This is a genomic window from Perlucidibaca sp., from assembly GCF_057084925.1.
In genome coordinates this window covers 31820-57883 of sequence record NZ_JBXMRC010000027.1, presented here as the reverse complement: position 1 = coordinate 57883, position 26064 = coordinate 31820, and the positions used below count along the sequence as shown (strand labels likewise).

Here is a 26064-nt window from a genome sequence, read left to right as displayed (position 1 = left end):
TGATGACATTTACGATGGTTTACAGGCACCGAAACTATTTTTAAGGCGTATTGCTCCGATCATGACCACTCAGTCTCAATTTTGATCCGCTTATCGCATTTGTTTCAAAGCTGAAACAAATAATGTTGCACTTTTGTGTGGCATACGCGAAAAATTGTGCACCACCAACGTGCGTGGCTAGACCGAGGAAACCAATATGCTGAAAAAATTTCTTGCGTTAAGCACATTAGCTTTAGCTCCCATGACCGCCTTTGCCGGCGGCTCCGTGGATCTGTTCTACATTGACAATGATGCAGAGGCTGAAGTTGCCGGGGGTTTAGGTCCCATCCCACAAAAACTCAAATTTGATGGCAGTGGCTACGGCATTCGTGGCAAAGCCGAATTGGGTAAGGGCTTTTCCATGATTGCCATGCACCAAAGCTCTAAATTGAAAAACAACCAACTTGCTGGCTTTATAGGTGGCTCGCAAAAGCTCAATGAAACGCGTATTGGCCTGAGCTACAACCACAAGCTCAATGATCAATACAGTGTCACCAGTAGCCTTGAGCACACCAATGTGGGCATTGGTCTCACCAAGGACTTAGGGGTTGGCGCAACATTAAATGGCTATGCGGCCACGGTAGGTATTAATGCCAACGTCATGGCAAACACCAACGTCTATGCCTCAATTGGTTATTTGAACGTCGGCAAACTGGCTGACAAGCGTGTGGATGGTTTGGAGTACACAGTAGGTGCTTCCTATGATGTCACTAAGAACTTCGCAGGCTTCGTGGAATATAGACTCACTGATCTCGAACGCAACGCTGGTGGTTCACCACTTACACTACCCAAAATTGAGCTGGAGCTCGACACCCTCCGTATTGGTGGTCGCTACACGTTCTAATACGTTGACTGGCTGACGAGCGGGCTACTTCGGTAGCCCGTTTTATTTTACGGGGATAAACGCCACCGACTGCCCACGCATCACCGTCGTATTCGCTTCGACGACGGCAAATCCGTCCGACCACGCCGCAGAAGTTAATGCACCACTCCCTTGCTGGGGATGCGGAACGACGCGTTGATTTCCATCGGCATCTGATACAACTCTTACACGCAAATATTCACGACGACCTTGCGCTTTAAGCCGTTCGAATCCAGCAGGCAAACACATGCTTAACGGCACTGCTGGGTCGCCTTGCAGGGCGCGAATAAAGGGGAGCGCCAGAATATGATAAGTCACCCAAACCGATTGGGGGTTACCGGGAAGCCCTAGGATGGGCACGCCTTGAATGTCTCCGAACGCCAGCGGCTTGCCCGGCTTAATAGCGACTTTCCAAAGATTCAGTCGACCTAAACGCTCAACCGCTGCCCGAAGATGATCTTCTTCACCCACCGAAACACCCCCTGTGGTCATCACAAGGTCTGCTCCTCGGGTTAGCGCTTGCAATAAGGCCTGCTCGGTTGCAACCAAGGTATCCTCTACTACAGGCAATAGAATCAGCGAGCACCCGTATTGGTTTAACAAGGCCGCCAACATGGTTTCATTACTGTTATAGCGCTGGCCTGCTGCCAAGGAATCACCCGGCGCCACCAACTCGTTCCCTGTGCACACAATCGCCACGGTTAACGGCATCAAGACGTTAACGTTCGCCATGCCGACAGAGGCCAATAGACCTAGCTCGGCTGCGCCCAATCGAGTTCCCGCCGCTAACAACAAACTATCTCGGGCAATGTCCTCGCCTGCTTCACGAATGTTGGCACCCCGTCGAGTTGCAGTCAGAAGCTGAACGCGGCCCTGGCTCTCGTCACAGTTTTCTTGCATTTCAACGGTGTCTGCACCTTCTGGTATCACTGCGCCCGTAAAAATACGAGCCGCTGTACCCGGCAATAAGGGCATAGGCGCCACCCCGGCAGGGATACGCTGACTTACCACAAGTGATTCGGCTGCCAACGCGTCTGCCCATGCAAACGCATAGCCATCCATCGCGCTATTGCGCTCGGGCGGGACAGGAATAGGCGCCATGATATCCTGCGCAACTCGGCGGCCAAGGGCATCAAGCAACGGCAGTGACTCTGTTCGTACCGGCCTTGACTGCTGATAAGATAAGCCTGCAGCCGTGAGGTGAGTTAACGCCTCATCTACCGACATCAGTGCCATGACTTAGCCTCGCGTATCGCAGGCAGCGACCGCGGTCTTCAGGTGCGGCACCAAATTACAGGGACGATGACGACTATCCAGCTGGCTGCTCAGAATGCCTTCCCACGCCGTGCGACAGGCACCCGTAGAACCAGGCACACAGAAGATGGCTGTACGATTGGCCAACCCGGCCAGTGCGCGTGATTGCAGCGTGCTGGTGCCAATTTCCAAGTAGGAAATGTGGCGGAACAATTCGCCAAAGCCTTCGATGGTTTTGTCTAACAACGGCGTGATGGCTTCGGGCGTGCTATCGCGCCCCGAGAAGCCGGTTCCGCCGGTGAGAATCACGGCCTGAACGTCTTCACTGGCAATCCACGTCGAGACCTGAGCTCTAATTTGATAAATATCATCCTTAACGATCACCCTCGCGGCTAAGACATGTCCGGCTTGCTGCAACTGCTCGACCAAATACTGACCGGACGTATCGGTGTCTACACTGCGTGTATCGGAAACAGTCAGGACGGCAACTTGCAGCGGCACAAACGATTTTTCAGCGCTCATTTCGGTTCTCTTTTTCGGTATGAAGATGGCCTTAACCACCGGTCATGTTCATGAATCGCACAATCTGGGGCTCGCCAGCAAGATCGAATTCGTGGCGCTCAGGCTTACGCAACAAGGCTTGCCGAATCATGTCAGCCAGCTCGCCATCATTGGCGCCGGCTCTCATCGGTGCACGCAGATTTAGGCTGTGCTCGTGGCCGAGACAGAGCAGCAAGCGCCCTTCGGCTGTTAGCCTGACCCGATTGCAGTCGCCACAGAAATTGTGGCTGTGCGGCGAGATAAAGCCGAGCCGAGTCTGGCTGCCAGCGACACGATAATAGGTCGCCGGCCCGCTGCGATAATCCGCGCCCTCAGGCAACAAGGCATGGTGCGGTTCGATCATGGCGCGCAAGGCGGCACTCGTCAGCATGGTTTCAGCACGATCATGGTCGTCGATGGCGCCCAGCGGCATCTCCTCGATAAACGCTAGGTCGATACCCTTTGCCAGCGCAAAGGTGACCAGCGCCAGCACATCCTGATCGTTGCGGCCCTGCAAGATGACTGCGTTTAGGCGGATGCGCGGGAAGCCGGCAGCGATGGCGGCGTCGATGCCGGCGAGCACATCGGCCAACTCGCCGGTGCGGGTCATGGCATGAAAACGGTCGGGATCAAGACTATCTAAGCTGATGTTAATTTGCTGCAAGCCGGCCTGTCGTAACGCCTCAGCTTGCGCGGCAAGACGGGCGCCATTACTGGTGATTGCCAGCGTATCCAAGCCCGGAATCTGCGCAATCTGGCGTACCAGATCTGTCAGTCCACGTCGCACCAGGGGCTCGCCGCCGGTGAGACGAATCTTGCGCACGCCCAGCCCGACAAACACGCGCGCCAGGCGCTCGATCTCCTCCAGCGACAGCACCTCACTGCGCGGCAGGAACTTCATGTCTTCGGCCATGCAATAGACACAACGGAAGTCGCAGCGATCTGTCACCGAAATGCGCAGATAGCGGATCTCGCGCTGGAACGGATCGATGAGTGGGGGTGCGTATAGCTCAGTCAAAGGCCGGCCTGCTTGGCATCCTGCCAGAGCGCTTCCATATTATCGAGGCTAGCCTCTGTCAGCGCCATGCCTTTGGCACTGAGCTGCTGTTCGATATGTCCGAAGCGGCGGCGAAACTTAGCAATGCCACCGAGCAGGGCCTGCTCGCTGTCTACCTGCAAATGGCGGCCGATGTTGACGCAGCAAAAGAGGATATCGCCCAGCTCGTCCTGCAAGGCGGCTTGCGGCAACTGCTCATCGAGCGCGGCCTCTAACTCGTCAATCTCTTCACGCAGCTTGGCGATGACCGCACGCGGATCGTTCCAGTCGTAGCCGACTTCGCTCGCCCTCGCCTGCAGCTTTTCTGCTCGCAGCAATGGTGGCAACCCGGCACCGACCTTGTCGAGAAATGCAGCCGGTGGCAGCTCGCCACCGTGCGCCGCCGCCTTCAAGGCCATTTCCTGCGCCTTGATCACGCCCCATTGCGCGCTCACTTCATCTGCGGTCAGGTCGAGCCGGGGCAAATCCAAACGGCCATCGCGAAAAATATGGGGGTGCCGACGCTCTAACTTATCCGCGATGGACTGCGCCACCGCATCAAAATCGAATAAGCCCTGCTCCTGAGCCAGCTGTGCTTGGAAGACTACCTGTAGGAGCAAGTCTCCCAGCTCTTCACGCCAATCCGCCGAGTCGCCACGGGCAATGGCATCAATAACTTCGTAAGCTTCTTCAATGGTGTAAGGCGCGAGCGTGGCGGGTGTTTGCGCCAGATCCCAATTGCAGCCCTGCTCGGGGTCGCGCAATCTCGCCATGATGTGCAGCAAGCGCTGCAGCGCTGGCGTTGCCACGGGACGAATAGGCTTCACCGTAGATTCAGTCATCAAAAGCTACCACTGCGATGTTCCGTGAGGCGTCGAGCTTCCATGATATTGGGCAGCTGCTCAATGCGTGTTAGCACACGCGAGAGTTTCGACAGCCCCGGCACCTCTAGCGTTAACCGCATAGTCGCGGTGCCATCCTGCTTGTCGGACTGCGTCTGCACACCCGTGACGTTAACCTGCTCATTCGCCAGCACCGCCGTGATATCGCGCAACAAGCCGGTACGATCCCACGCACGCACCAAGATATCCACCGGGTAGGCACCGCTTTCCCGTGCCTGCCACTGTACATCGACCGTCCGAGCTGGCTCGTCCTGAGCCAGTCGCAGATACTCCGGACAGGCACGAGCGTGAATGCTGACACCGCGCGTATGGGTCACAAAGCCCACAATAGGCTCACCCGGCACCGGTTTACAGCAACCGGCGATCTGCGTGAGCAAGTTACCCACGCCCTCAATCGTAATGGCTGAACTCGTGTCGTTCTTGCGTGCGGGACGCAGCATTAGCTCGGGTAAGGCAAGCTCGTGTTGGGCGGTTTGATCTAGGCCATCGGTCAGGGCATGCGTGATACGCGCCAGCGGCAAGTCGCCGCCACCCAAGCCAACCAGCACATCATCGCCCGTGCGTACATTAAAGCGTGGCGCAATGCGCTCCAGCTCACTTTTGGATAGCGACATCCCTAAGCGACTGAGCTCGCGCTCCAGCAATACCCGACCTTCGGCCAAGTTGCCTTCACGGTCTTGCTGCTTAAACCAATGCCGGACTTTAGCCAGCGCCCGACCCGTGCCAAGATAGCCCAGCGTGGGGTTCATCCAGTCGCGGCTTGGCGTTCCGCCGCGTTGGGTCATGATATCGACCTGCTCGCCGGTCTGCAGCTTGTAGGTCATCGGCACGATGCGGCCGTTGATTTTCGCGCCTCGACAACCGTGCCCGACTTCGGTGTGGATGTGGTAAGCGAAGTCTAGCGGCGTAGCGCCGGCCTGCAAGTCGATGACATGGCCGTCACGCGTGAACACATAAATACGCTCGTCGTGGATGGCCTCGTTGAAATGCACAGCCATGTCATCGAGACGCTGATCGCCGATGTCATCCTGCCATTCCAGGACTTGCCGCAGCCAGGCAATCTTGTTCTCGTAGCGGGCGTCAGCCTTGGACGACTTGCCTTCCTTATAAGTCCAGTGCGCACAAACACCGAGCTCGGCTTCCTGATGCATGTCGTGCGTGCGGATCTGCACTTCAATGGGCTTACCTGAAGGCCCAATAACCGCCGTATGTAGGGAGCGATAGCCATTCTCTTTCGGCGTCGCAATATAGTCATCAAACTCGCGTGGAATGTGTTTCCACAATGAATGCACCACGCCTAAAGCGGCATAGCAATCGCGAATCTCGGGCAGCAATACGCGCACGGCACGCACGTCATACACCTCATGGAAGCCAATGCCTTTGCGCTGCATTTTTCGCCAAATAGAGTAAATGTGCTTGGCGCGCCCACTGACTTCAATCACGCCCATACCCATGCGCTCGAGATTGTCATGCAGCGTTTTAATAATTTGCTGAATGTAGACGTCGCGATCCAGGCGCTTCTCGTCGAGCAGGCTGGCAATCTGCCTGTAGGCCTCCGGCTCCAGATAACGGAAAGACAGATCCTCCAGCTCCCACTTGATGTGGCCGATGCCGAGGCGATGTGCCAGCGGCGCATAGATGTCGAAAATTTCCCGCGCCACGCGGCGTTTACGCTCATCGCTGGCTTCTTTCAGCTCGCGGATGGCGAAGGTTCGTTCCGCGAGCTTGATCAGCGGCACGCGCACATCGTCGATCATCGCCACCAGCATCTTGCGGATGTTGTCGAGCTGCTGCTCTTCGGTGCCGACCGTGCGATGGTCAGGGTTAATTAAGCGGCTGATGGCCGCCATGCGTAAGACGCCGTCAATCAGCGTGGAAATATCTTCGCCGAAGTCTTTCTCGATGCGCTTGAGCGTGACCTTGCCCTCACGCACGGCGCGATAGAGCACCGCCGCCATCAGCGAATCCTGATCTAGGTTGAGCTCGGCGAGGATGTCGGCCATGGCCAGACCGGTCAGGAAGCTCGACGTACGCGTCATCCAGACATTGTGCTTGGCGAGGTTTTCGCGATCGAGCTGCTCGGCAAACTGGCAGGCGCGCAGAAGCTCGGCGGGCTCGTGCAGCTCGACCTGATCTTCAATGCGGGACAGCCACACCGCGAGATCGACGCTGCCGTCATCCCGGGTGGGGTAATCTGCGCGGACTTTTACCATGTTGCTCGCCCTAGCTAAACGCTCTGCACCTTAATGGGGCGCTTATGCGCGCTTTTCAAATACCGCAATCGACTCCACATGCGTGGTGTGCGTGAACATGTCCATCACCCCCGTTTGAATAAGGTCATAACCGGCCTTGTCCATTTCGCCGGCATCACGCGCCAGCGTAGCCGGGTTGCATGACACATAGACGACACGCTGAGCGCCAAAGCGCGCCAAATGCGGAATCACTTCCAGCGCGCCACTGCGCGGCGGATCAATCAGGATCTTGTCAAAGCCCAGGCTCGCCCACGGCTGCTCGGAGAAGTCCTTGGTCAGGTCCTGAGCATAGAACGACACATTGCTCAATCCGTTGGCACGCGCGTTCTCGTAACCGCGCTGCACCATGGCATCCACACCCTCCACGCCAACGACCTCGCGAGCTCTAGTGGCCAGCGGCAGGGTGAAGTTGCCAAGGCCGCAGAACAGGTCGAGCACACGGTCTTCTGGTTGCGGGTCGAGCAAGTCCAGTGCCAACTTCACCATGCGTTGGTTGATGCCGGCGTTAACCTGGGTGAAGTCATTGGGATGGAAGGCCATGGTCAGGCCGTTGCCCGTAGGCGCCACAAAGTCGAGCAGCTGGTAATGCAGGCGATCCGTGCCCTCAACCGGCCAGATGCGCTGAACCGTTTCGTAGTTGCCCGGTTGCAGATAGCACTGCCAGTTCCGCGAGGCACAGAAATCGATGAGCGCCTGCGCATCCGCCGGCACCAGCTCCACGAGATTACGGAAGATCAGCGCCACCGACGGCAGGCCATCTATCTCGTCTCCTGCGGCCACTTCGACTTGGGCGATATGATCACGCGCGGCCAGACCGGCAATGAGCAGCTTCAGCGGCGTGATGCTCTGACCCAGGCGCGGGTCCATGACAAAACAGGCATCGAGATCAGCCAAATAGCTGGCCTGACGCTCGCGGAAGCCGACCAGCAGCTTGTCTTTCTTGATGACGAAACGCACGCCGAGCCGAGCCTTGCGGCGATAGGAATGATCCGGCGAAGTCAGCGGCGGCAGCCAGGTCTGCGGCTTGATGCCCCCGAAATGCTGGAGGTGATCGACCAGCACGGTCTGCTTGAAAGCAATCTGTGCGGCCGGGTCCATGTGCTGCAACGAGCAGCCGCCGCAAACGCCGAAATGCGCACACGGCGGCGTCACACGCTGCGCCGACGGCGACTGCACGCTCAGCACCGAGGCTTCGTCGTATTTCTTGTGCGTGAACGTGACCTGGGCCGTGATCTGTTCGCCAGGCAAAGCGCCATCGACAAAGACAATCTTGCCATCGTCACGATGAGCAATACCGCGCCCTTCATGGCTGAGGCGGTCAATCGTTAGTTCAACGGGCGGCATGGCGCGCAGTTTTTCACGCTTATTGGTTCGGGCCATAACAAACTCTTTTCGGGTAGCGGGAACGGGCATGACGCCCGTCACATCAGGAATTGATCGGGTGATTCAGCGGCAGATCGAGACTGGGCAACGCTGCTTGCGCCGTATCCCAGTCCGCCAGAAAGGCTTGCAGATGCGGCATCGCTGAGGCCTGCAGCAGTTCGCGCAGCAGTCTCAGCTCAAGATCGAGACCGGCTTGGTCGAGCTGGCCGCGCATGAACTGAAAGCGCAACCAGACCAGCCAGGTATTCAGCACATCGGTCTCGCAATACTGGCGGATCTTGCTCAGCTCGCCGGCCAGAAACGCCGGCCAGACCTGACTGCCGTCCATACCAGCCTTGCCGGGAAAGCCGAGCAGGGTCGCAACCTGATCCAGCGGCTGCACGGCACGGGCCTGATAGCCGGCCAGCAGGTCCATCAAATCGGTATGCCGGGAGTGGAAGCGGCCGAGGTAGTTGTTGAACTTGGCGTCGCGGTTGTGCTCGCCCTGATCCCAGTAGCTCGGCGCCTGAATGCCGTGAATCAACGCGCGATAATGCAGCACCGGCAGGTCGAAACCGCTGCCATTCCACGACACCAGTGTCGGTTGCGTCTTCTCCAGACCATCGAAAAAACGCTTGATGATCTGCGCTTCGCTTTCCGACTCATCGCCCAACGACCAGACCTTCACGCCATCGCGCGAACGCAGCACCGCCGAGATGCAGACCACGCGCTGCAGCGAATGTCGGATGAAATCGGAGCCGCCGGTTTCCTGCCGACGCAGTTTGAACAGCGCCTCACCGGCTGCTGCGTCGTCAAGCCCCTCTAGGCCATAGAGGCGACGGCCGCCAGCGATGTCGGGCACCGTTTCAATATCAAACACCAAGGTATTCATGCGGGCTCCGCGTACACGCCGGTAGACAGATAGCGATCACCGCGATCACAAACGATGGCCACAATAACGGCATTCTCCAGCTGCTTTGACAGTTCGAGCGCCGCCCAAACCGATCCACCCGATGACACCCCGCAGAAAATGCCTTCTTCCCGCGCCAGACGACGCATGGTCGCTTCTGCTTCGGGCTGAGCAATGTCCATGACCCAATCCACGCGGGAGCGGTCAAAAATCGTGGGCAAATAGGCCTCAGGCCAGCGCCGGATACCGGGAATGGCGGAGCCCTCGCAGGGTTGTAAACCCACGATCTGCACCGCCGGATTTTGTTCTTTCAGGTAGCGCGACGTCCCCATGATGGTGCCCGTGGTCCCCATGGAGCTGACAAAATGCGTGACCGAGCCCTGCGTCTGCTGCCAAATCTCCGGCCCCGTACCCACATAGTGAGCGCGCGGATTGTCGAGGTTACCGAACTGATTCAGGACCACGCCCTGACCTTCGCTCTGCATGCGCATGGCAAGGTCGCGCGCGCCTTCCATGCCCTCGTCTTTGCTCACCGAGATCAGCTCAGCACCGTAAGCCGCCATCGCATCTTTGCGCTCCTGGCTCTGGTTCGCCGGCATAATCAGCTTCATTTTGTAGCCCTTGATCGCCGCCGCCATCGCCAGCGCAATGCCGGTATTGCCCGATGTCGCCTCGATCAGCGTATCGCCGGGCTTGATGTCGCCGCGCAACTCCGCCTGCGTGATCATCGATAGCGCCGGACGGTCCTTCACTGAGCCGGCCGGATTGTTGCCCTCCAGCTTGACCAAAATCGTATTGCTGGTATTGCCGGGCAGGCGCTGCAAGCGCACCAGTGGCGTATTGCCGACCGTGTCGGCAATGGTCGGGTAGCGAGGGGTCGAACCAGAATAATCGCTCATCGCGCGCAGGCTCCAGAATGTGATGGCGGATTGTAAAGACAAAGCGCCCGCTGACCAAATGGCCAGCGGGCGCTTAGCAACCGCGTCACCGTATTTCGCTAACGCTTAAGGGGTAGGAATGGGCAATCCACCACCAGATGCAGGCATTGGGAGGCTAGGCAAGTCGCCCAACAAGGGTAACTCTACCGTACCACTAAGGGTTACTAATGCCGTGCTGAGGTCACGTGAGCTGGTGGCCACAAAGGTCGGACTGTTGCCATAGACAAGCAACACGAGCTGATCACCGGCATGAAAGCGCTCAGCAACACCCACCAGCTCCACATCGAAGTCGCCAAATCCGCGCAAGGGCATGACCTGATTGTCGATAAGCTCCGGCACGACCGGAATCTTCCCGCTCGCCGATGCGGTGATGATGCCCAGCCCCACAAAGACCGTGCTATCGCAGCTACCCAATCGCAGCAGTGGCTCCTGAGCCTTCTGACACAAGGCATCCAAGGCCTCTACCCCTCGACCTACCTTGACCTTTAAGCGTGGAATGCCCGCCAGCACATTCGTACCCTCCGCTACGCTGGTCAGCGGCACGATGGTGGGCACCAATTGCGCCAAGGTCACAGGGACCGGCAAGCCGCCGGGCATGGCCACCGGAAACTCCGTACCGCCGACCGTGACCTTGGGCACCGCCACAGCATCTTTTTGCGTGAGCGACAGGCAAACATTTTTACCCGACGGAATTGCCGTATCGGCATTGCCCTTGCCCAGCAGCTTCTCGTTGAACCAGGCCAATGTAGCCGCTGTCGCGTCGACCGAGCCACAGTTACGACTCAGTGGCAATGCTTGAACCTGGACGGCTTGCGAAATCAAGCCAACATCTGGCGACAACGCACCATGACCGGTTTCATAACTCAGAAGACGGACATCACCGCCACCGCGCTGCAGGCATTGGTAATTGTGATAGGCCTCGTTGAAGTTAAAGAGGTGGTCACGCATCCCTTGGAAAATCAGCGCGTCCACTTTTTGGAAGCGTTTCAACGGTGAGCGACTGATGGAGAACACGCCAGATGTGAGCGGTATGTTGCTGGCCAAAGACGCCAGCACATAGCTAGAGCCATCAGCCGTTACGCCCTTCATGTCGCTATAGCCCTGGCCACAGAAGTACGCGGGGGAATGGGCGGCAAATTGCGGCAGGGCATCCGCAGGAAAGACCCCGGTTGCCACGCCATCGAGTAAGGTGGCGCGAATAAACGGGTCCTGGCGACCCTGCGTTAAAGCATCCCCCGCACCGGCCAAAAACAACGCCCAATAACTCTTCACGACATTGCCGGGATTCAGGCTGTAAGGCAGATCATTCCAGGTAATTTCCGGCACCATGGCATCCATGCGCTGGCTGGGATCGGTCTCCCAGAGCAACATCTGGTAACCACCACCGTAGCTACCACCAATACCACCGAGCAATAAATTGCCGTCGCGATACTTCAGGAAGTCGAGGTGCTGCTCTGCCCAGTCAACAATCGCAACAAGATCTTGACCCTCAAAAGCCGGATCCATCACACGCACCGTACCGCCGGATTCACCATGCCCGCGCTGATCGATACTGATGACGGCGTATCCTGCCTTCGTCAAATCGCCAATGGGCGCACCAAAAGACAAGGGTGACTGGCCGCCGCTCTTATCGGTTTGGCGAGAGCCTGAATAACCATGCCCTTCCAAAATCAGGGCATGTTTCTCAACGCAATTCAGGGTATCGGGCTCAAAAACCTGAAAGACAATACTTTCGCCGTCTACACGGGAGGGAATCTCCACACGGTATACCTGACCGCCTGCGGCCTGACCCGTGCTGCAAGACGCCGGCTTGACGCCATCCGCCGTGCCGATGGGCAAGTCGCCACGCTGACGAGCCTGCGCACTCGAGCCCGAAGATCCCGTTTCACTGGAGCCACACGCTGTCAGCAGCGCAGCCAAGGAGGTGGTTAATACAAATGATCGAAGTAGCGCAGGTGTTTGACGCATAGCATCCCTTCTGAAGAGGCGTATGTGGCCTCAAAATTATTGTAATTATTGACTACGTTTTTTGTCAGATTGGCGCGCATTGTGCCTTTTTTTGTACGAAAAGCAATCACATGCCCTGACCGAGAGCGGCATGATAGTCTTGCTTCAGCTCATTAATTTTTACCCGTCAAGGAGCGCCCGGATGTATCCGTGGACCCTGCATCACCGCCTGTTATTTGCTTTTTTGTTGCCTGTGGCGGCCTTATTGCTGAGCCTTTCTTGGGCAATCAGCTCGCACTACCAAGACGATTTATTGGCACGCTATCAACACAGCAAGGACATCACGCTGCACAGCACAGCAGAAGTCTTGAATCGATCCATCCTGAGCAGCAGCGAACTAGAGGCCTTCCTAAAGCTCGGCCTAGGGGATGACTCCATTCGTCAAATCAGTGTGCTCAGCCCCACAGGAAAGCTCATAGCGCAGGTCGGACAGAGCCAAGTTCGTCTACCCATAATTGAACAACTAAAACGGGTCGATTCAGCGCAGGCTAGCTTTGCGATTGAGGGCGGAGCGCAAGAAGTTCGCCAACTTGATGATGGTCGCTGGTTGGTCGTAGAGGCCTCTCAGCAAGTGATTCGACTCGCGTTTTACGAGCGACTCGTCCAGTACATCGCCCTTAGCATGGCACTCTTACTGGTGCTGGCCATCCTGCTATTACTGTTTCTTCGGCAAACGTTGTTGCCGATCAATCGCTTTGCAGATGCGCTTAACCACCCGGAAAGAATCACGCCGAAGCAACATGCCCAGGCCAAGCGAATTTGGCCCGAATTGGTGAGCTTCCTAACGCGCTACTACTTCAAGCAGAAGACCGCCATCGAACAGCTGGTTCAAGACAGTGAGCACACCGAAGCAGAACTTCGCGAGACCTTGGATGCGATTGAGCGTCAGAACATTGAGCTGCATGCGACCCGCCGCAGTGCTCAGGTGAGCAACCAATTAAAGTCGGAATTTCTCGCCAATATCAGTCATGAAATTCGGACGCCGCTGACCAGCCTATTAGGCTTTGCACGCTTACTGGAACGGAGCTCGCTATCGGCTTCGCAGCAACAACATGTGCAAGCACTGTCCCGCTCTGGCGAGCACTTGTTGGCCATTTTAAATGACTTGTTAGACCTGTCCAAAATTGAAGCGGGACGTTTAGTGCTGGATGAAACACCGGTTCAGCTTGGCAGCCTGTTAAGTGATAGCACGGCAATGCTGGCGCCCCTACTGGGCGACAAAGCTGTAGAAATTCAAGTGGATATCGATCCGAATTTGCCCGAGTCCGTGTTGGGGGACCCGCTGCGCTTGCGTCAAATCATGACCAATCTCATCAGCAATGCCATCAAATTTACAGCGCGTGGGCAAATCCAAGCTCAGCTTAAGTTATTGGCCGAAGAGGCTGGGCGCGTGCACTGTCAGCTCAGCGTAAGCGACACTGGCGTTGGCATAGATCCCAGTCGATTACAGCGCTTGTTTGAGGCTTTCGAGCAAGCAGACTCATCTACCTCTCGACACTTCGGCGGCACAGGGCTTGGTCTCACCATCACTCGGCAACTGGTTCACATCATGGGCGGAGACATCTCAGCGGTCAGTGAGGCCGGCAAGGGCTCTACGTTTACGGTGACGTGGTGGGCAACTCGCGACCCCTTCTTCCATTCGGCCCTGACTAATCCGCAAGGCCATACGCAACTGCACTATAACCAGCTCGCCTGCGACCCGATTCGCGTACTGGTGGTGGATGATCACCCCGCCAACTTACACCTCATGCAGGTCTGGTTGAGTGAGCTCGGTATTCGTGTAGAGACCGCGGAAAACGGCGCACTGGCCATTGAAAAGGCCGCAGGCTCTATCTTTGATCTGATCTTCATGGACATTCAAATGCCCATTATGAATGGCCTAGAAGCCGCTCAAAGTATTCGAGCACAGGAGCTTGGCGGACAACGTGTCCCTATCATTGCGCTCACCGCGCATGCACTGAGCTCCGAGCGAGAGTTTTGGCTGCGCAATGGCATTGATGACTATCTCAGCAAGCCCCTAGATGAGAGCCAGCTCCATCACATTCTGCAGCAGTGGACACGGTTTATCAGCGCGCCTTTGGCGGCGATTGACTGGCCTGAGGCCGAGCGGCTCGCTGGCGGACGTCGTGATCTGGCGGAAAAGCTCATTGCCACATTGGCCGAGGATATGCCGTTGGCTCGTGAACAACTTCAGCTGGCTCGAGATACGCAAGATGCCAACGCTTGGCGACGGGCCGTGCATCGACTACTCGGTGCCTGCCGATACACCGGCGTGCCGGCATTACGCGCCAGCTTGGAGGCTGCACTCAACTTACCGGAAGGGGTGTTGGATGACCGTTTGCAGCAGCGCATTTTGCAAGAAATGGATGCGCTGCTGCAGGCTATTAACGCCAGAACTTAATTCAGCGCGGTGCCATACGAATGGCGCCATCAATTCGAATGGTTTCGCCATTCAGAAAGGCATTTTCGACGAGCTGAATAGCGAGCAAAGCGTACTCTTCGGGATAGCCTAAACGCTTAGGGAACTGCGTCATTTCAATGAGCGGCAGCTTCACGCTATCCGGCGCAGCGTTCATCAGCGGCGTGTTGAAAATACCCGGAGCGATGGTGTTTACACGCACACCCACACTGGCTAAGTCACGAGCTAACGGCAAGGTCATACCCACCACGCCACCTTTGGAAGCGGAGTAAGCGACCTGACCAATTTGGCCATCAAACGCCGCCACGGATGCGGTATTAATAATGACGCCGCGCTCGTTGTCGGCATTGCCTTCGTTTTTCGCCATTTCAGCAGCAGCCAAACGTGTCACGTTAAAGGTGCCGATAAGATTCACCGTAATGACTTTATTGAACACGTCCAGCGAGTGCGGGCCATTCTTACCCACCGTACGCATAGCGCTTCCAATGCCGGCGCAATTCACCGCCACATGCACACCGCCCCACTTGCTCGATACCTCGGCAAGTGCGGCTTGAACAGACGCCTCATCCGACACGTTGACCTTACAAAAATGACAATTTTCACCCAGCTCAGTCGCCACGGACTGACCGACGTCCACATTCAAATCAAAAATAGCGACTTTGGCGCCTTTATCGAGAAAGCCTTTGACTGTGGCCAGGCCTAAACCTGAAGCGCCACCGGTCACGATGGCGATTTTATTTTGCAGCTGCATGAAGCACTCCTAAAAAATGACTATTGAGTCGCGCCGGCGAGCATAGCACTCCAAACAACCAGTTCAAGTCAACCCAGAGGATTTCCTCAACACAAAAATGCTTACAGAATACCCACGCCTGAAATGTCTCTGGCCAATCGAGCCGCGTGGTTATCGGTCATGCCACCCACAAAGTCGAGCACCTGCAAATAGCCCTCATACAGCGATAAGCTGGGTGTTAATGGTCGCGGCAAGAGTGCTAATTGCGTCTGCTGGCGATGACTGAGCACGGATGTGCCTTGCAAGCAAAACGTGCGTACAGCAGGGATTAACGTGTCGAGCAAGACCGCCAAACACGGATATGCCGCAATCTCAGTGACAACCTTGCTGCGGTGCCGATAAATTTTATCGCTAGCAAGCTGCTTAGCTGCGACCAACGTGTCACGCACTTCGGGGCTGGCACCAGCAATCAAATCTTTTAGCGGCAACTCGCCGGCCAGTAACGCCTCGTGATGACGCATAAAGGTGTCGGCCAAATCCTTTACACAGCGTCCCACCATGGTGCCACGCAAGGCGGCCGCGTACTGGCGGGGTTCACGAATTTGCCAGACCTTGTCGGGGTCCACGATGGGCGCCAATAGGCGCTCAAACTCATGCAGATCGAGAATATCCATTTCCACGGCATCTTCTAAATCAACAATGGCATAGCAGATATCGTCTGCTGCCTCCATGAGATAGGACAAGGGGTGCCTGGCCCATTGCTCAGGCCCCCGAACCGGAAGCCCAAGAGCTTCAGCCACCGCACGGAAATACCCTAACTCGGCTTGATAAATATTGAACTTGCCGCGCTCAGGACAGGTTTGCGCGGTCCACGGATACTTCACCAAAGCCCCGAGGCTTGCCGCCGTCAGACGCATGCCGCCCTCGCCCGCGTACATCTCTAGCGATGTCAGCAGGCGCAATCCATGCGCATTACCTTCATAGGTTTGAATATCGTGACGCTGAGCCACGCTTAAGCCTTCGAGCAAATGCGCTCGCTCAGGCTGAGTAAACCAATCGCGCAGTGCATATTCGCCGGTATGACCAAATGGCGGGTTGCCCAAATCGTGAGCGAGACACGCCACTTGCACGATGCCACCAATATCAAAGGGGGTGGCTAGGGGCGGCAAGAAGCCACCCTCTTGCAGCATGGCGCCGACACGGTTGCCTAAGCTGCGACCGACACTGGCCACTTCCACACTATGCGTGAGACGGTTATGCGTATGGTCATGCAGGGCTAGCGGATGCACCTGCGTTTTGCGCCCGAGACGACGGAATGCGCTGGAAAAAACTACTCGATCATGGTCAATGTGAAATTCTGAGCGCAAACCTGCCGTGCCATCGGCACTCGCAGCCGCATGCGTGGCGAGTATGTGGCCCTGTTTGATTTTGAAGCGCTGCGTGGACAGTAATTGTGTCCAATTCATGCGTTGCCCACCCTCAGCTCTCAGCACCATATTCCTACTCCTTAGAGACGTCTGCATGATGCCATGGCTATGGCATACTCGCGCACATTCGCTGGGAGACAGACATGCTAGAAGAGCTATTTCGCAATAATCGTGAATGGGCAGATGCCGTTAAAGCGCGCGACCCCGAGTTTTTTCAGAAGCTTGCCCAACAGCAAACACCGCAATTTTTATGGATAGGCTGTGCGGATAGTCGCGTACCCGCGAACGAAATTATGGGCTTGCTACCCGGTGAAGTCTTTGTTCATCGCAATGTTGCCAACTTGGTCGTGCACACCGACATGAACTGTTTATCGGTACTGCAATACGCTGTCGATGTGTTGAAGGTAAAGCACATTTTGGTCACCGGACACTACGGCTGTGGCGGCGTTAAAGCGGCACTGGAAGACCAAGAGTTTGGTCTGATTGATAACTGGCTACGTCACATCAAAGACATTTATCGACTCTATGAGCCCGAGTTTCAGGGGCTGGATGCCCAGCAGCGATTCGATCAACTCTGCGAACTGAATGTGGTCGAGCAAGTAGCCAACGTCTGCCACACCACGATTATTCAAAATGCGTGGAAACGCGGCCAAGATGTATCCGTTCATGGCTTTATCTTTAGTATCGAGGACGGCATCCTTCGCGACCTCGGCGTGCACTTTAATGCAGTGAACCAACTTCCGCCGATTTACCGCATGATGCCCAAAAAAAGCGCGCCCTAAGGCGCGCTTTTTTATCCCTTCAGCGTATTACTGCTGAGTAGGGTTGATGCGAATTTCAACACGACGGTTCTGTGAACGACCCGCTTCGCTGCTGTTATCTGCAATGGGTTGTGTCTTACCAAAACCAATGGCTGACACACGACCCGATGCCACACCACGATTCACGAGGTAGCTAGCCACCGAGCTGGCACGGTCTTGTGACAGCTTCTGGTTGTAGGCTGCATCACCTTGGCTATCGGTATGGCCGCTAACAGTAATCGTTGTGTCCTTATACTCTTTCAGCACGTCAGAAACGGCATCCAGTACTGGGTAGAAATCAGCACGAATGCTTGCCTGTGCCGTTGGGAAAGTGATGTTGCCTGGCATGATCAGATTGATAGCGCCCGTGTTGGGGTCACGCTGAATACCTACGCCCACACCCGCTAGACGATCACGCAGTTTCTTTTCCTGCACATCCATGTAGACGCCGGCACCGCCACCGACAACGCCGCCAATGGCTGCGCCTTGACCGCAACGCTCATTACGCTCACCACGCTTAGTGGTGGCAGAGGCAATGGCGCAACCTGCTGCTGCACCAATGATGGCGCCATAGGCACCCTTGCTGACTTGACGCTCACCGGTATACGGGTTGGTCGTGCAACCGGCCAGAACCAACGTGCCAGCCATTGCTGCTGTCATTAAAATACGCATGTTAAATCTCCAAGAAAACAGTTGGATGCCTGTAGGCATCCCTCACCGCGTCAAAACGACGCAAATACTAAAGCGTTGACACGCCCTCAGCCAAAAAAGCCCGCAGGCACTTTGGTCACGGCGACGCTAACCAAGAACCCGTAGGTTACCAGAGCCAAGGCCATCATCACTAATTGCAGTGAGCGCGTTTTAGCCCGCTTGAAGGCGACAACCCCCAACGCAATAAAAATAAACAAGAAAACTAGCTTGGTCAGAACCCACGCCGGCATGCTGCCGAACAACGCCACCATGATTAGGCCCGTGACAAGTACACCGAAACTGAAGATATGAGCCAACAAAGTAGGCACTTTGCCGTTTTGTGCCGGCGGACGCGTTAGCATCAGAAATGCACGCCACAAAAATAAGCCACCCACGGCAAGCACTAAAATAGCGTGCAGCATTTTGACAAAAACATAACTATCCATCACCCAATCCCCTGTGGAAAAAACCAAGTCGCTATCTCACCGAGTCGTCGGCGGTATGTCAAAGCATTTGCAACATTTGTAGACCCGCAGATTGAATCAAATTTGCTATCGTGTGCCACACGTTTTGGCTTGCGAGTGCTCGCCCATGTTGTTTCGCTCAGTTCCAACGCCCTGCATCGGCATCTGCTCCACCACCTACGGTGATACGGTTTGCCGTGGGTGTCGCCGATACTTGCCTGAAGTGATTGAATGGAATCGCTACAGCGATCACGAGAAGCGCTTAATTTGGCAGCGTTTGGACGGCTTATTGCAACAAATCATGCCGCGCTACTTTGAGATTTTCGATGCGGAGAGTCTGCGTCATGAACTGCAAAGCCGTCGCATCCCTTTCCGTCAGGAAGCCAACCACTGGACTTGGTTGCAACAACTACTCAAAAACATGGCCCGACAGATTCAGGACTTGACCTCGTTTGGGGTAAGGCGATTGGATCACAGCGGGCTAGATTTATTCAGTTTGCGCGAAAGCATTAATGCCGAGCTGCATATGTTGGCGAGTGCCTATTACGAAAGGGACTTGTTGAGGGCTCAACAGTTAGCACAGGCGGCTAACAAAAAAGATGGTGCGCCAGAGAGGACTTGAACCTCCACGCCTTGCGGCACCAGAACCTAAATCTGGCGTGTATACCAATTTCACCACTGGCGCGATGAAGGCGACGAACTATACCGAGTTTGCCGCCTTTTTGGCAACGCCTTACACCATCAGCGCCTGCTAAATTGTTGCATTAGCTCGCGCGTAAGCGACGCGTTTTTAGGGTGCCACGCATATTCGTCAGCATATTGGTCAGCAGTGACCACAACGCGGACTCCTTGGGCTTGGGCTCTTCGCCGCGACTCATGCGGTGAAGTTGACGCGAATACCACATGACCTCCATGAGGGCCATATCATCAATTTGCTTAATGCCAGTACTAATCATTTTCACGCGATGACGGGTTTCTTCGCCCGCCAACAAACGCTTAGACGCATCAGGCTCAATACATAACGGACGCCCAAGACCGACCACATCCATAGCACCCGAACTGAGTGCAGCCCCCATAGCACTGAGCGTACGGAAACCGCCCGTCACCATTAACGGCGTGCTGATGTGCTGACGCACTTTCTCAGCAAACTCCAAGAAATAAGCCTCACGCTCAACAGTGCTGGTTTTTTTGCCCGCCATCGCGGGTGCCTCGTAGGTGCCCCCAGAAATTTCGACTAAATCAATACCAACTGCCGCTAAAGCCTGAATCGTCGCCAAGGATTCTTCTTCGGTAAAGCCACCGCGCTGGAAGTCAGCCGAGTTCAACTTAATACCAATGGGGAAATCCGGGCCAACGGCATCACGCATGGATTGATAGACCGCCAAGACAAAGCGACGGCGATTTTCTGGCGTTCCACCCCAAGCATCCGTTCGAATGTTGTGCTTAGGGGATAAGAACTGACTGACTAAGTAGCCATGCGCGCCATGAATCTGAACGCCATGAAAGCCGGCCTGCTTTACCACGCCAGCAGCACGGCCAAAACGCGCAATGATGTCGAGAATTTCAACGTCGGTCAGCTCACGAGGCGTCGTGAAAAATGCCTGCATTTGCTTACCAAAGGGAATGGCTGAGGGCGAAACATTTTCGCGGTTCAGGCCTTTCGGTGACTGTTTGCCGGGATGATTGATTTGCGCCCAAAGCTTGGCGCCATGACTGGCCACTCCTTCGGCCATGGCCTTCAGCATAGGCAAGTCACGATCGTCTTCAATCACGACGTTACCCGGCTCACCCAAGGCGCGACGATCGATCATGATGTTGCCGGTGATGAGTAACCCAGTGCCACCCTTTGCCCAGCGCTCGTAGAGACGCACTAAAGCCGGTGTGACGCGGTTATCCATGGTACCCAGGGTTTCACTGAGTGCCGACTTAGCCAGACGATTAGGCAGCATGCTGCCATTCGGTAAGGTGAGCGGTTGTGCGAGTAAGTGCGCTGCGGATGCCATCGCTGCATCTCCTAAATAAGCTGCGAAAAGTGGCAGCAGCCTATTTTAGACAGCAGGCATTGTCAAAACTTATGCGGCTTTGACGGAGGGATGATCGCCTCGGCTGGGAGGTTGTTCCGAGCCATGCAACTCTCGCAGAGTTTGCCCCATGAGCAACTCAAAATGCTTAGCTAGCGCACTGGCATCACGCGAGCCGGCAACCTCTGCAGGTAAACAATGCACGATCACGCGGACAGGTTCGCCTGCTAGCATCGTCAGCAAGTGCGCGGTTAACTCGTCGTCACCGATATAGGGTGCTAATGGATGCAGTTCGCCGTTGGCCTTCTGGTAGCAAATGACTAAGGGCTGGATAGGGCATTGACTGGTGCTGGCCGCTGTAAACAGCTTGGCAAAAAAACGATTCACGCTAAAGCCATCGGTCGTGGTGCCTTCCGGGAAAAACAGCACACGTTTGCCTTCGCGCAACGACCGCACCATTTCATGGCTGACACGATCGGCATCACCGGAACCCCGTTGAATAAATAAGGTACCTGCCGCCTGTGCGAGATGACCAATAATGGGCCATTTCGCGACTTCCGCTTTAGACAAAAAGCGTAACGGCCGAATCCCGCCAATCACAGGAATGTCCATCCAGGAAACATGATTGCTGATCCACAGAGCACTTGCTTCAACCGGAGCCCCCTGGACCGTAACCTGTAAGTTCAGGACGCGACAAAACCCGCGCAGCCACCAAGCAATGACAGGACGCTGCCAGACCGTGAAACGAACAAAGAACATGCCAATCAGCAGTGCCAGAACAACCCCAAAGAGCAAGTAAGTCACTACCGCGACTAAACGCACGAGTACTTTAAGCGACATGGCAGGCCTGACAACAATGGCAGGATGTTGATAACGATTGCGCGGCGCTCTGCTCACAGGGACTCATTTTAGGCTGTCTTCAGGAACCGTTGAGCATAACGCCCCGCCATCGCTTGTACATCCATGAAAATGAAAACATCTGCACAATTAAATTCTGGGTCCCAGCAGGCCTCGCCACCAATTTTGCAGCCCATGCGTAAGTAAGCTTTCAATAGCGGGGGAACGCTCACAGCACCGGTACCGGCCGCCGACAACATGATTTCACGGCTAGGGCTGACGCGCAGTTCATCGCCCACAAAGTGCTTTTCACGTAACGTTGGCATGACGCTGGCCAAGGTAGTGCCGCCATCGGCCAAGCTAATGCTGGCGCAGCCAATGAGCAGATTAAAGCCTTCACGCATTAAATAATCCGACAGGGCCGACCACAGCACAGTGATAGCCGCACCCGAACGATAGTCTGGGTGAACGCAGGTGCGGCCCACTTCCAAAATACGGCCGTTGTAATTTTTCAGCGCCCCCAGATCGAACTCTTGTGCCGAGTAAAATCCGCCCGCCAAGGCCGCCTGCTCGCTACTCAACAGACGCGTGGTGGCAATCAGCAGGTCATTAGCCACGTCATAGACATTTAAATGTAGGCAAAAGTCATCGTAGGCATCTACATCCAGACCATCAAACGCAACGCCATATTCAGCGCCAAAAATTTCGGCACGTAAACGTTGAGCAGCCATTACCATGTCTGCATCCGTCGCGAAGCGCGCCTCTAAGCGTGGCTTTTGACGCAGCGACGTAACCTGCTCAGTGGCAAAGGGTGCCAGCGTGCTTACAGCCTGGGCATTCGTTTGTGTTTGCTGAGCATTTCTCATCGGTGGGCTCGCCATCTGTGTTTTCATACGAGCACTTTGCCTAAGACAAATGCCAGTCCCGTGACAACGGGATGACATTTTGGTGAAACTCACCGCCCCTGAGCACCTTGATTCTTAGCATCTACTGGAGAGATGACAGCATGTTGACCAGCCTGGCGATCTTCGCGGCAACCGGTGCATTAGCCGGCTTTTTGGCCGGTTTACTGGGCATTGGCGGCGGCATGGTACTGGTGCCGGCACTGATTTTTTGTTTCCACGCGCAGGGCATCTCGCCCACCGTGTTAACCCATTTAGCCGTCGGTACGTCGCTGGCCAGCATTGTGCTGACGTCGATCAGCTCTGTTCGCACGCATTACGCCCAAGGTGGCGTGGATACTGGGTTATTCAAGAAATTGGCCTTAGGCCTGGTGATTGGCTCGCTCATTGGCGCGCAAATTGCCCATGCTCTCCCCGCACGCACCCTGCAAATTATCATTGGTGTTTTTGCTGTGTGGACGGGTCTGAAGATGTTTCGCGGCAGCAAACCGGTTGAGACCATCGCTCCTAAACCTCAACCTGCTGAGTTGCATGCGGTGGGTGGTTTGATTGGCGTGGCATCGGCCATATTTGGCATTGGCGGTGGCAGCCTCATGGTGCCTTACTTAGTCAAGCAAGGTGTGGCAATGCGCCGCGCCGTCGGCACCGCAGCTGCCTGCGGCTTCCCCATTGCGGTCGCGGGTATGATCGGATTTATCTTCAGTGGCTGGGGCCTGCCAGAGCTCCCTGCTGGCAGCACGGGCTATATCTACTGGCCCGCGCTCGCCGGCATTGCGTTAACCAGCATGTTTGCCGCCCATGCCGGAGCCGTGATGGCCCATCGCATCCCTGCGCAACAACTAAAGCGCGCGTTTGCCGTCTTGTTAGCCCTGGTCGGCCTACGTTTCTTAGCCGGACTATAGCGCTCCGTGCATCAACCGGTATTCCGCATGCCCGCCGCGATGCCCGTCATCGTCACCATCAAAGCGCGATCATGCTGCAATACCTCCGCCGTGGGATGCACGGAGGTCAGCGACCTGCGTCGCTGCATCAGCTCGGCCTGCAGCCAGTGCAACGGCAGCAAATAGGGTGATCGCAACCGAATCGATTGCGCCAAGACGGCGTTACGCTCTGCCCAACTGGGCCCCGCTTGCAGACGTTTGAGCAATTCAATGAGTTCGCCATGCTGATGGCGTAAACGCGCACCCAACTGCTGCAAAGCCGCGTCTTGAGTCAGCGTATTTTCGTAATGCTGAGCGATCGCTTTGTCAGACTTCGCCAGCACCATCTCCAACATATCAATCAAGCTGGCAAAAAATGGCCACTGCTTCAGCATGTCCTCTTGCGTAGCGGAAGGCACCGCCTGAAGTGCTTGCGCAACGCCCAACCATGCCGGCAGCATGAGTCGAATCTGTGTCCAAGCAAAAACCCAAGGGATCGCCCGCAAGGAGGCAATACCGCCACCGACCTGACGCCGCGCTGGCCGAGAACCCAAGGGCAGCAATTGCAACTCAGGTTCGGGGGTGACGACCCGCAGGTACGCTATAAAGTCCGGGTCATTGCGAAGCTGATCCCGATAATGCTGCATGGACACCGCACTGAGTTCCGCCATGGCCTCACGCCAAGACGGCTGAGGCTGAGGCGGCGGCATCAGCACCGTCTCCAGCGTCGCTTTCAAGTAGCCCATCAAGTGATGCTGGGCGACTGCGGGCGACCCAAACTTCATGCGTATCATTTCACCTTGCTCAGTGACTCGTAACGCGCCTTTCACGGAGCCCGGCGGCTGCGAACGCAATGCCTGATCGGTGGGTGCCCCTCCACGGCTCACACTGCCACCTCGTCCATGAAAAAACACCAGTTTGATGCCAGCTTCTGCTGCCAGCATAGACAGCGACTCTTGGGCTTGATACTGCGCCCAAGCCGCCGCTAAAAACCCGGCATCTTTCGCTGAGTCTGAGTAGCCAATCATGATTTCCTGCTGGCCCTGAATGCAGTCACGATAAATGGGCAGCGACCACAGCGCCTGCAAGCACGACGGCGCTCGCGCCAAGTCATCATAGGTTTCGAACAAGGGCACGACGCGCAATGGCCGCTGACTGTCTGCCTTGCGCTGTAAGACCATGACCGCCAACACATCACTGGGCTGATGCGCCATCGAAATCACATAGGCACCGAGTGCCTCAGCTGGCTGCGTAGCGAGCATTCTGAACGTCGCCAGCACCTCACTCACTTCTTCACTAAACGCTGCCTCGGCTTCAGCGGATAACGCCGATAAGGGCAACAACGGTCGTGGACTCGCCAATTCTTGCAACAAAAATTGTTGCCGGCGCGCCTCGTCCCAGGCGTTGTAGTCGCCCAAACCCAAATATTGCGTAATGGCTGCCAGAGCATCAGCATGACGCGAAGACTCCTGGCGAATGTCCAGACGCAGCAAGCCAAAGCCGAACAGGGAAACTCGCCGCAACGTATCGGTTAGGCCGCCATCGCAGAGCAGACCTAGCCCTGCGGCATGTAAATCGTCATAACAAAGCTGCAAATCCGCGCGCAACTCTGCTTGGGAAGCATAGGGCTCGACCATGGAGCGCTCGGTAAGCGACACCAGCTCGCTCTGCCCCAAGGCCATGAGCGTGGCAGCCTGGGTTGCCTGCAAGCGTTGGCGGATCTGCTTAAGCCAATCTCGGTAAGGCTCGCGGGAGGCCTCCCCTACTTTTGCGCGCAACGCGGCGCCACAGTGAGATAAAGACAAATCAGAACGCAGAGTATCCACATCACGCAGATACAAGTCGCAGGCCATCCAGCGCGCTAGGGCAATCACTTCTGCTGTCACTTGGTGGGTCACAAAGGGGTTGCCATCCCGATCGCCACCCATCCAAGAGCTCATGCGGATAGGCGTCGCGTCAAGCGCAATGCCATTCCCTAACTCCTCACGTAAGCAGGCATCAAACTCACGCAAACAGGCGGGTAGCGCTCGCCAAATGCTGTTTTCCACGGTGGCAAAGCCCCACTTAGCTTCGTCCACCGGTGTTGGCCGCTGGCCGCGAATTTCATCCGTTTCCCACGCGGCAACAATTCGGCGACGTAATCGTCCCCACTCCCCGGCCTGCTCACTTGCCGTCAATTTTGATTCGTGCAAATTGGCCAAAATGTCGGCAATTTCATCCTGCTTTTGCATGAGCGTGCGGCGCGTTACTTCCGTGGGGTGCGCGGTGAGCACCAGTTCAATGTTTAATTGCCCAACGGCTGACAAGATTTGCTCTCGTGACATCCCCTGCGCCAAGGCGCGGCGCAGCACCGCCCGCAAACCATCTGCAGCCGTGGGCGTCATGGCCTGTCTACGTAATCGAATGGGATGATATTGCTCGGCGATATTGGCCAAATTTAAGAAATGACCAAAGGCTCTCGCCACATTACGCAGCGTATCGGCATCCGCCTGTCGAAGAAATTGCGACAGCTGGGTATGCGCTTCAACATCACCTTGAACCGCTCGTTGCGACCAGAGTCGTACTTGCTCAACTTGCTGAAAAAAGAGTTGGCCCGACTGAACCTGAAGCACTTCACCTAAGAGCTGACCTAAGCGCCTGACATCATCGCGCAGGGGCTCTTCGCGCTGAGTTGTTAATGTCATCGTTACTCCCTTCAGCATCGATAGCAAATGGGTATACTGGCAAACAGTGTAGCCGTTGGCTCACAACT

The 26064-nt window shown here is 56.0% G+C and carries 22 protein-coding genes and 1 tRNA gene; 5 read left to right on the top strand and 18 right to left on the bottom strand.

Going from position 1 to position 26064, the window contains the following annotated elements; genetic code table 11:
* The first annotated feature begins 196 nt into the window (after positions 1-196).
* Positions 197-883, top strand: coding sequence for an outer membrane protein (locus AC14IB_RS08055; protein WP_484231397.1), 687 nt, complete (start codon positions 197-199; stop codon positions 881-883).
* A 42-nt stretch (positions 884-925) separates the two neighbouring features.
* Here the strand turns inward: AC14IB_RS08055 and AC14IB_RS08050 are convergent, their stop codons facing one another.
* The 9 genes from AC14IB_RS08050 to AC14IB_RS08010 all read right to left on the bottom strand — a co-directional run bounded on the left by AC14IB_RS08050 (position 926) and on the right by AC14IB_RS08010 (position 12063).
* Positions 926-2137, bottom strand: coding sequence for a molybdopterin molybdotransferase MoeA (locus AC14IB_RS08050; RefSeq protein ID WP_484231396.1), 1212 nt, complete (start codon positions 2135-2137; stop codon positions 926-928).
* Positions 2138-2140: 3 nt separating this feature from the next.
* Entirely contained in the window at positions 2141-2677 is a 537-nt protein-coding gene (gene moaB / locus AC14IB_RS08045; protein WP_484231395.1) for a molybdenum cofactor biosynthesis protein B, read from the bottom strand.
* 31 nt (positions 2678-2708) lie between these two features.
* Positions 2709-3713 (bottom strand): GTP 3',8-cyclase MoaA, encoded by a 1005-nt coding sequence (moaA, locus tag AC14IB_RS08040; protein ID WP_484231394.1) that lies wholly within the window; start codon positions 3711-3713, stop codon positions 2709-2711.
* Positions 3710-4573: a nucleoside triphosphate pyrophosphohydrolase gene (mazG, locus tag AC14IB_RS08035; RefSeq protein ID WP_484231393.1), complete on the bottom strand. Its 864-nt coding sequence runs from the start codon at positions 4571-4573 to the stop codon at positions 3710-3712. The genes moaA and mazG overlap by 4 nt, the downstream gene beginning before the upstream one ends.
* Positions 4573-6846 (bottom strand): GTP diphosphokinase, encoded by a 2274-nt coding sequence (gene relA / locus AC14IB_RS08030; protein ID WP_484231392.1) that lies wholly within the window; start codon positions 6844-6846, stop codon positions 4573-4575. Before relA ends, mazG begins: the two co-directional genes overlap by 1 nt.
* Positions 6847-6888: 42 nt before the next feature.
* Positions 6889-8265: a 23S rRNA (uracil(1939)-C(5))-methyltransferase RlmD gene (gene rlmD / locus AC14IB_RS08025; protein ID WP_484231391.1), complete on the bottom strand. Its 1377-nt coding sequence runs from the start codon at positions 8263-8265 to the stop codon at positions 6889-6891.
* Positions 8266-8311: 46 nt separating this feature from the next.
* The gene (locus AC14IB_RS08020) at positions 8312-9139 is read right to left on the bottom strand and encodes a 3'-5' exonuclease (protein WP_484231390.1); all 828 of its coding nucleotides are present in this window, start codon (positions 9137-9139) and stop codon (positions 8312-8314) included.
* The gene (cysM, locus tag AC14IB_RS08015; protein WP_484231389.1) at positions 9136-10056 is read right to left on the bottom strand and encodes a cysteine synthase CysM; all 921 of its coding nucleotides are present in this window, start codon (positions 10054-10056) and stop codon (positions 9136-9138) included. The genes AC14IB_RS08020 and cysM overlap by 4 nt, the downstream gene beginning before the upstream one ends.
* A 105-nt stretch (positions 10057-10161) precedes the next feature.
* Complete coding sequence (locus tag AC14IB_RS08010) at positions 10162-12063, bottom strand: alpha/beta hydrolase (RefSeq protein WP_484231388.1); 1902 nt, start codon at positions 12061-12063, stop codon at positions 10162-10164.
* Between the two features lie 181 nt (positions 12064-12244).
* On the opposite strand from AC14IB_RS08010, the gene AC14IB_RS08005 reads away from it, so the two are divergent.
* The gene (locus AC14IB_RS08005) at positions 12245-14503 is read left to right on the top strand and encodes an ATP-binding protein (RefSeq protein WP_484231387.1); all 2259 of its coding nucleotides are present in this window, start codon (positions 12245-12247) and stop codon (positions 14501-14503) included.
* Between the two features lies 1 nt (position 14504).
* On the opposite strand, the gene AC14IB_RS08000 is transcribed toward AC14IB_RS08005, so the two are convergent.
* On the bottom strand, positions 14505-15272 hold the full coding sequence (locus tag AC14IB_RS08000; protein WP_484231386.1) for a 3-hydroxyacyl-CoA dehydrogenase: 768 nt from the start codon (positions 15270-15272) through the stop codon (positions 14505-14507).
* A 101-nt stretch (positions 15273-15373) separates the two neighbouring features.
* Positions 15374-16747, bottom strand: coding sequence for a deoxyguanosinetriphosphate triphosphohydrolase (locus AC14IB_RS07995; RefSeq protein ID WP_484231385.1), 1374 nt, complete (start codon positions 16745-16747; stop codon positions 15374-15376).
* 74 nt (positions 16748-16821) lie between these two features.
* Between AC14IB_RS07995 and can the strand changes: the two genes are divergently transcribed.
* On the top strand, positions 16822-17460 hold the full coding sequence (gene can, locus AC14IB_RS07990; protein ID WP_484231384.1) for a carbonate dehydratase: 639 nt from the start codon (positions 16822-16824) through the stop codon (positions 17458-17460).
* Positions 17461-17487: 27 nt separating this feature from the next.
* Here can and AC14IB_RS07985 read toward each other — a convergent pair whose 3' ends face one another.
* Together AC14IB_RS07985 and AC14IB_RS07980 are read right to left on the bottom strand one after the other, a co-directional pair.
* Positions 17488-18150: a YiaD family glycine zipper/OmpA-like lipoprotein gene (locus AC14IB_RS07985; RefSeq protein ID WP_484231383.1), complete on the bottom strand. Its 663-nt coding sequence runs from the start codon at positions 18148-18150 to the stop codon at positions 17488-17490.
* Between the two features lie 86 nt (positions 18151-18236).
* Positions 18237-18614 carry a SirB2 family protein gene (locus tag AC14IB_RS07980; protein ID WP_484231382.1) on the bottom strand — a complete coding sequence of 126 codons (378 nt, stop codon included), beginning with the start codon at positions 18612-18614 and terminating at the stop codon, positions 18237-18239.
* A gap of 145 nt (positions 18615-18759) precedes the next feature.
* On the opposite strand from AC14IB_RS07980, the gene AC14IB_RS07975 reads away from it, so the two are divergent.
* Positions 18760-19254 (top strand): DUF1289 domain-containing protein, encoded by a 495-nt coding sequence (locus AC14IB_RS07975; protein ID WP_484231381.1) that lies wholly within the window; start codon positions 18760-18762, stop codon positions 19252-19254.
* Here the strand turns inward: AC14IB_RS07975 and AC14IB_RS07970 are convergent.
* The 4 genes from AC14IB_RS07970 to AC14IB_RS07955 all read right to left on the bottom strand — a co-directional run bounded on the left by AC14IB_RS07970 (position 19233) and on the right by AC14IB_RS07955 (position 22371).
* Positions 19233-19317: transfer RNA gene (locus AC14IB_RS07970), tRNA-Leu, on the bottom strand. The genes AC14IB_RS07975 and AC14IB_RS07970 overlap by 22 nt on opposite strands.
* Positions 19318-19396: 79 nt before the next feature.
* Positions 19397-20635 (bottom strand): NADH:flavin oxidoreductase/NADH oxidase family protein, encoded by a 1239-nt coding sequence (locus tag AC14IB_RS07965; RefSeq protein ID WP_484231380.1) that lies wholly within the window; start codon positions 20633-20635, stop codon positions 19397-19399.
* Positions 20636-20704: 69 nt separating this feature from the next.
* Complete coding sequence (locus AC14IB_RS07960; protein ID WP_484231379.1) at positions 20705-21550, bottom strand: lysophospholipid acyltransferase family protein; 846 nt, start codon at positions 21548-21550, stop codon at positions 20705-20707.
* A gap of 11 nt (positions 21551-21561) precedes the next feature.
* Entirely contained in the window at positions 21562-22371 is an 810-nt protein-coding gene (locus AC14IB_RS07955) for a GNAT family N-acetyltransferase (RefSeq protein ID WP_484231378.1), read from the bottom strand.
* Between the two features lie 125 nt (positions 22372-22496).
* Between AC14IB_RS07955 and AC14IB_RS07950 the strand changes: the two genes are divergently transcribed.
* Positions 22497-23294, top strand: a complete 798-nt coding sequence (locus tag AC14IB_RS07950; RefSeq protein WP_484231377.1) for a sulfite exporter TauE/SafE family protein — start codon at positions 22497-22499, stop codon at positions 23292-23294.
* An 11-nt stretch (positions 23295-23305) separates the two neighbouring features.
* On the opposite strand, the gene ppc is transcribed toward AC14IB_RS07950, so the two are convergent.
* Positions 23306-25996 carry a phosphoenolpyruvate carboxylase gene (ppc, locus tag AC14IB_RS07945; RefSeq protein ID WP_484231376.1) on the bottom strand — a complete coding sequence of 897 codons (2691 nt, stop codon included), beginning with the start codon at positions 25994-25996 and terminating at the stop codon, positions 23306-23308.
* Positions 25997-26064 lie beyond the last annotated feature (68 nt).